Origin of the sequence: Actinoalloteichus spitiensis RMV-1378 (genome assembly GCF_000239155.1) — a bacterium.
GTDB classification, from domain to species: domain Bacteria; phylum Actinomycetota; class Actinomycetes; order Mycobacteriales; family Pseudonocardiaceae; genus Actinoalloteichus_B; species Actinoalloteichus_B spitiensis.
Map to the genome: position 1 here is coordinate 1 of NZ_AGVX02000369.1, position 6,850 is coordinate 6,850.

Annotated in this window: 3 protein-coding genes; all 3 read left to right on the forward strand. The window is 76.8% G+C overall.

Annotated elements, in window-relative coordinates:
* Positions 1-129 precede the first annotated feature (129 nt).
* The 3 genes from ACTIDRAF_RS29295 to ACTIDRAF_RS35350 all read left to right on the forward strand — a co-directional run bounded on the left by ACTIDRAF_RS29295 (position 130) and on the right by ACTIDRAF_RS35350 (position 6,796).
* The gene (locus tag ACTIDRAF_RS29295) at positions 130-3,396 is read left to right on the forward strand and encodes a type 2 lanthipeptide synthetase LanM family protein (RefSeq protein WP_016699813.1); all 3,267 of its coding nucleotides are present in this window, start codon (positions 130-132) and stop codon (positions 3,394-3,396) included.
* Positions 3,397-3,568: 172 nt separating this feature from the next.
* On the forward strand, positions 3,569-3,805 hold the full coding sequence (locus ACTIDRAF_RS0216420) for a hypothetical protein (RefSeq protein ID WP_016699814.1): 237 nt from the start codon (positions 3,569-3,571) through the stop codon (positions 3,803-3,805).
* Between the two features lie 84 nt (positions 3,806-3,889).
* Positions 3,890-6,796, forward strand: coding sequence for a helix-turn-helix transcriptional regulator (locus ACTIDRAF_RS35350; RefSeq protein ID WP_016699815.1), 2,907 nt, complete (start codon positions 3,890-3,892; stop codon positions 6,794-6,796).
* The last annotated feature ends 54 nt before the right edge of the window (positions 6,797-6,850 follow it).

The following is a 6,850-nucleotide window of genomic DNA, read 5'->3' on the forward strand; positions in this document are numbered from 1 at the left end:
GGCCGCTTCCCGAGGGGGTAGGGGGTCGTCCGGTGCGGTCGGCTACGGCGGGAGGTCGGTGGGCGCCGCCGCGAATATGGGGGGTTCGCACCCATGTGGGTGGTCGCGGGTGCGTGCCACGGTGTTGCCGTGACCGCCTCACCGACACTCAGCCCGGCCGCGGAGCCGCTCGACCCGCGGTGGTGGGCCGGTGCGCTCTCCGCCGCCGAGCGGGCCGCGTCCCGGCCGCCGGAGGGCGGGGAGGGTGCCACGGCCCCGACTGTTCCCGGTGACCGCCCGGACTGGGCGGAGGTCGTCGAGCGTGTGCTGGCCGCCGCGCCCGAGGCGCCCGCTCGTGACGGCGCGGGTTCCCCCGCGTCGGAGTCGTCCCGGGCCGCCGACGGGACGGTCCGGGCCCGGGGGGAGGTCGCGGCGTCGGAGGGGGCCGGCGCCGCGGCCGCACCGGGGGACGTCCTGTGCCTGGCGCCCGCCCTGGAGCCGTTCCTGTCGGTGGCCGCCGATCACCTCGCCGCCGCGTTGCCCACGCCCTCCCACCCGACCGTGGTCCGTGCCGACACCGTCCACGCCGGATTCCTCGCGGCCACCCGCGCCCGGCTGGTCCGCACCGCCGCCCGTGCCCTCGTCCTGGACCTGCACCACGCCCGCGTCCGGGGCGCGTTGCCGGGCGGCAGCGCCGAGTCCCGGTTCGCCGCGTTCCTCACCGCCACGGCGACCAGGCCCGGCCTGACCGGGTTCGTCCGGCGGTACCCGGTGCTGGCCCGGCTGCTGGCGCAGACGATCACCCAGGACCGGGTGGCGGCGGCCGAGCTGCTGGGCCGCTATGCGCGGGACCGGGCGTCGATCGTCGCCACCCTGCTCGGAGGCGGCGACCCCGGTCCGCTGGTCCGGGTCACCCCGGGCATGGGGGACCGGCACCGGGGCGGGCGGACCGTGGCCGTGCTCCACTTCGCCGACGGCCGGCGGATCGTCTACAAGCCGCGCCCTGTCGACCTGTCCCTCCGTTTCACCCGCCTGGTCGACTGGGTCGACGCCCGGGTACCCGGCCTGGGGTTGCGCGCGGTGCGGCAGCTGGCCGGCCGGGGCTACGGGTGGGCCGAGTTCGTCGAGCACCGGCCGTGCGCCGAGCTGACCGGGGTGGACCGCTTCTACCGCCGGCAGGGCGCCCTGCTGGCCCTGCTGTACCTGGTGGACGGCACCGACGTCCACTACGAGAACCTGGTGGCGCACGGCGAGCACCCGGTGGTCGTGGACGTGGAGACCCTGTTCCACCCGGCGTTCCCACCCGGCACCACCACCGGCGGTGATCCGGCGTTGACGGCGTTGCTCGCCTCGGTGCACCGCACCGCGCTGCTCCCGAGGATGCTGCTGGGGCCGGAGGGGGCGGTGGACCTGTCGGGGCTGGGGGGTGACCCCGGCGCGCGGCATCCCGACGACGGGGTGCGGTGGGTCGACGCCGGACGGGACACGATGCGGTTGGAGCGGGTGCCGGGCACCGTGGAGGCCGCCAGCAACCGGCCCGGCCTGCCCGGTGCGCCGGACGTCGAACCGGCCGCCCACGTCGACGGTCTGGTCGGCGGGTTCCGCGCGACCTACGAGGCCGTTCTCACGCACCGGGCCGAGCTGCTGGCCGACGGCGGGCCGCTGCGGGACTGCGCCGGGGCCGAGCAGCGGGTGGTGTTCCGCGACACCAGCGTCTACGCGACCTTGCTGGCCGAATCGACCCACCCGGACGCGGTGCGTTCCGGAGCGGACCGGGACCGGGCCTTCGCGGTGCTGTCCCAGAGCCCGGAACTGCGGGACCTGGTGGCCTGCGAGGTGGCGGAGCTGTGGCGGGGCGATGTTCCGCTGTTCACCACCACCCCCGACAGCCGGGACGTCCACACCGGCTCCGGTCGGGTGGTGCCCGACCGGCTGCCCGTCGCCGGCCTGGACGCCGTCCTCGGCAAGGTGCGCGCGCTCGACGAGGTGGACCGGCGCAACCAGGAGTGGTTGATCCGGGCCGCGTTGGACACCCGGACCACGGCGGTGTCCCACCGCGCGGTGCCCGTCCCCGCCGGCGCCACCGCCCTGGTGGTCCCCGACGTGGACCGCCTGCTCACCGCGGCCTGCGCGATCGGTGACTCACTGGTCGCCACCGCCGAGCACGACGGGCGGCGGGCCAACTGGCTCGGGCTGCAGCCGGTGGACGACCGCTACTGGGCGGTGCTGCCGATGGGCGCCGGCCTGGGTGACGGCTACTGCGGGGTCGCGGTGTTCCTCGCCCAGCTCGGCGCGCTCACCGGGATCCCCCGGTACGCCGAGCTGGCCCGCCGCGCGGTGCGCCCGCTGCCGGCGTTGCTGGCGGCGTTCCACGCCGAACCGGCTCTCGCCGCCACCGCCGGGGTGGGGGCCTTCCAGGGGATTTCCGGGATCAGCTACGCCCTGGCGCGGCTGTCCACCCTGCTCGGCGACCCGGAGTTCCGCTCCTGGCTGGACCGCTCGCTGCTGCTGGTCGGCCGCACCGCCGAGGCCCCCACCGCCGAGGCCCGCACCGCCGGGTCCGGCGCCGAGGGGGTGGCCCCCGCGCAGGGCCTGGGCCTGGCGACCGGGTGGGCGGGGGCGGTGGCGGCGTTGGCCGCGGTGCGGGAGGAGACGGGAGCCCCGGAGGCCGCCGAGGTGGTCTCCCGACTGGCCGACCGGTTCCCGCCCCAGGCGGCCGGGGACGCGGGCGCCGACGGTGGGCCGTCGGCGGGCGGGGGTGATCCGTCGTTCCTGCACGGCACTGCCGGAGTGGGGTGGGCCCTGCTGCGGGCCGGCGCCGTGCTGCCCGCGCGGCGGTCGCTGACGACCTCCGGTGCCGCGCTGCTGGACGCGGCCACTCGGGAGCTGCTGGCACGCGGTGGTACCGCGTGGTGCCACGGCATCGCCGGCCCGGCCCTGGCGTGGGCGGGCGCGGGCAGCGGCCCGCCCGGCGCGTCGGCGGGAGCCGACCCGCTGCCGGACGCGGTGCTGGAGGCGCTGACCGGGCGGGAGGCCCGCGCCGACCTGACCCCCTGCCACGGGGAACTGGGCGTGGTGGAGGCGTTGACCGCCCTCACCCGCCGTCGCCCCGACCTGCTGGGCGCCGCCGAACGCGGACAGGCCCGGGTGTTGGGCGCCCTGGACCGGACCGGCCCTCGGTGCGGCACCCCGTCCGGCCTGCCCACCCCGGGGCTGCTGACCGGGTTGGCCGGCATCGGGTACGGGCTGCTGCGGCTCGCCCAGCCCGAGGTGGTGCCCTCCGTGCTCGCCCTGCACCCGGGACCCCGGCCGTCGACCGCCGCCAGGTGGGGTACCGGCACCGCCGCCGGGGCTCCGCCCGCGCCGGAGGAGGTGGAGCGGCGGGCGCGGGGGCGGCCCCACCAGGACGGTCCCTGACCGGCGCGCCCCGACCCCGACGTCCGGTTCCCGGGAACACCCCCGGAGCCGGACACCACACCACCCACCAGCCACCAGCCATCACCGACCCCCGACTCCGACCCCCGATTCCCGATTCCCCGAGAACCTCCCCGTCCGACGAGGCATCCGCCGACACCCCGAGGAGAACGCCATGAGCGCCGAGCACCGCCGCCCCACCACCGCCCCCGCCGGCACCGACCACGACGCGCTGCCCGTGGCGCCGGCCCCCACCACGGTGGACGACGACCCGATCGGCGAGGCCCGCACGCCCACCCGCCTCTCGGTCGGGGCCCGGGTCAGCGTCCTCGCCGGCTTCACCCTCAGCGCCATCGTCACCTCCGGGCTGCCGCCGATCACCACGGTCAGCGCCCCGGGAACCCAGCTCTGAGGCGCACCGCGCCGCCCCACCACCGACGTTGCGAATCCGTGAACGAGCCCGCACTCTCCGAGACCGGGTCGTTAGAGTCCGGGTATGCGGATCCGTGCGCCACTCCTCATCGGACGGGACACGGAGCTGGCGGAGCTCGGTGACGCCCTGGCCAACGCCAGGAAGGGCCGTGGCTCCGCGCTCTTCGTCGTCGGCGAACCCGGGATCGGCAAGTCCCGGATCGCCGCCGAGGCGGTCGGCACCGCCTACGAGGCCGGCATGGTCGTGCTGCGCGGCCGGGCGGGATCGTTCGGGCCCTCGGTTCCGTTCCGGCCGCTGGCCGAGGCCTTGCTCTCCCTCGTGCGGGGCGGGGCGTCCGCCATCGAAGCCGAACTCGGCCCCTACCGGCCCGTCCTGGGGCGGCTGGTGCCCGACTGGGACCACGGCGACACGCAACGGGACGCCTCGTTCGTGGTGTTGGCCGAGGCGTTGCTGCGGCTCATGGGGGTCGTGGGACGCGACCGGGGTTGCCTGCTGGTCCTCGACGACCTTCACGACGCGGACCTGGAGACCCTCGCGGTCGTGGAGTACCTGTGCGACAACCTCGACCTCCAGCCCGGCGTGCTGCTGGCCACCGTCCGCTCCGAACCCGGGGCGGCGCTGGACCTGGCGGACTCGGCCACCCGCCGGCACACCGGCCGGGCGTTGCACCTGGAACGGCTCGGCGCGGCGCAGGTGCGGGTGTTCGCGGCGTCCTGCCTGGACAGCGACCCGGAGCGGGTGCCGACCGAGGTCACCGACCGGTTGTGGGAGGACAGCGCCGGCAACCCGCTGGTCGTCGAGGAACTGCTGCGGGGCATGGTCAGCGCGGGCCGGCTGGTGCCGGGCGCCGGGGGCTGGCAGCTGGTGCGGGCCCTGCGCACCGAGGTGCCCGACACCCTGGTGCGCAGCATCACCCAACGCGCCGACCGGCTCGGCCCCAAGGGGGAGGCGTTGCTCTCCGCCGCCGCCGTCCTCGGCCGCCGGTTCCCGCTGTCCATCGTGCAACGCGTCACCGGGATGGACGACCACACGCTGCTGGGCCACCTCCAGTCGGCGGTGGCCGCGCAACTCGTCGCCTCCGACGACCGGGGCCCCGACTGGTACGCCTTCCAGCACCCGTTGACGGCGGAGGCGTTGCTGGCCCGGCTGACCCCGACCGACCGGGCCGCCCTCAGCGCCAGGGCGGCCGACGTGGTCACCGCACTGCACCCGGACCTGCCGGGCGAGTGGTGCCAGCTCACCGCGGTGCTGCGCCGTGCCGCCGGGGAGACCTCGGTGGCGGCGGGGCACTACCTGGAGGCCGGCCGGCGCGCCCTGGCCGACGGGGCCGCGCAGTCCGCGATCACCCTGCTGGAGCAGGCCGAACGGCTGCTGGCCGACCACGGGGACGCCACCAGCCGGGCGGAGGTGGTGGAGGCCCTGCTCTACGCGCTGGCCGAGGCGGGCAACCTGGAACGGGCCTTCGAACTCGCCGGGACCCTCGACGACTACGACACCGCCGCCGACCGGACCCGCCGCGCCGCCCTGCACGTCCGCCTCGCCTGGGTCACCCAGATCGCCGGCCGCTGGGAGGACGGGATCGCCCAGGTGCGGGAGGCCCGCCGGCTCCTGGGCGAGCACGCGGCCCCCGAGCACACCGCCCCCGTCGACGCCGTGGCCGCGTCGCTGGCGTTGAACGCGCCCGGACGGCACCGGACCAGGGAGGCCGAGGAGCTGGCCCGGCGGGCGGTGGCGGCCACCGACCGGGTATCGCTGCCGGTCATCGCCTGCCAGGCGTGGCGCACCATCGGCACCGTCGCCCGGGAACGGGACCTGGACGAGGCGTGGCGGCACTTCGACCGCGCCCGCCGGGTGGCCGAGGAACACCGGCTGCCGATCTGGCGGATCTACGCGTTGATGGGCCTGGCCGGGAACGCCTGGCTCGCCGAGGGGGACACCAGCGTCCTGGCCCACGCCCGGGTGGAGGCGTTGCGGGTGGGCGCGTTGCCGCTGGCGGTCAACGTGGACGCGATCCTCGCCCTGGACACCGTTCTGCGAGGCGACCACGAGGTCGCGGAGCACCGGTTGGACGCGGTGCTCGCCGACGCCACCCGGCTGCACCTGACGGCGGTCGTCCGTTACGTGCTCATGGCCAGGGCGGTCCTGGCCGCGCACCGGGCCGACCGGCCGGGCATGGACCGCGAACTGGCGGAGTTCGCCCGGCACGGCGGCCCGGGTTCGCAGGAGCAGCCGCTGGCCCTGGGACTGGCCAGGGCGGTGTGCGCGCTGGTGGAGGAGGACCACGCGGCGGCCGGCGCCGAGTTCGCCGCCGTCCTCGCGGCGCAGGCGGAGAACCCCACCACCTTCTTCCTCGCCGGGCAGCACGGCCTGCACCTGCTGCTGCGGGTGGTGGCCGGGGACGCCGGCTGGGCCGAGCACGCGGAGGTGACCGCCGCCCCGGCGGGCGGGATGCGGTGGAACCGGCAGTTCGTGCTGCTGGCGACGGCGGTGCTGCACGGGCGGGACGGGGACGCGGGCCGGGCCGAGGACGCCGCCCGGCGGGCCCTGGACGCGGCGGAGCCCTACCCCCTCGGCCGGGCACTGGGGTTGCGGCTGGTCGCCGAGGCCGCCCACGAGGGTGGGTGGGGTGAGCCGGCGGGCTGGCTGCGGCAGGCCGAGGAGTACTTCCACCAGCGGGGCGTGGCCGCCCCGGCGAGCGCCTGCCGGGCGCTGCTGCGCCAGGTGGGAGCGCCGGTGCGGCAACGCAGGGCCGGCACCGACCGGGTCCCGGTGGGGCTGCGGGAACTCGGTGTCACCTCCCGCGAGTTCGAGGTGCTGGAACTGCTGGTGCACCGGCTGGGCAACAAGGCCATCGCGACCCGCCTGCACATCTCGCCGCGCACCGTGGAGAAGCACGTGGCCAGCCTGATCACCAAGACGGGCCGGGCCGACCGGGCGGGACTGGTGGAGCTGGCCGCCGAGCACCGCTGACCGCTCCGCCAGCCCCGTTACCTTTTTCGTAGCTCCTGACTAAGGAGTCGTGGT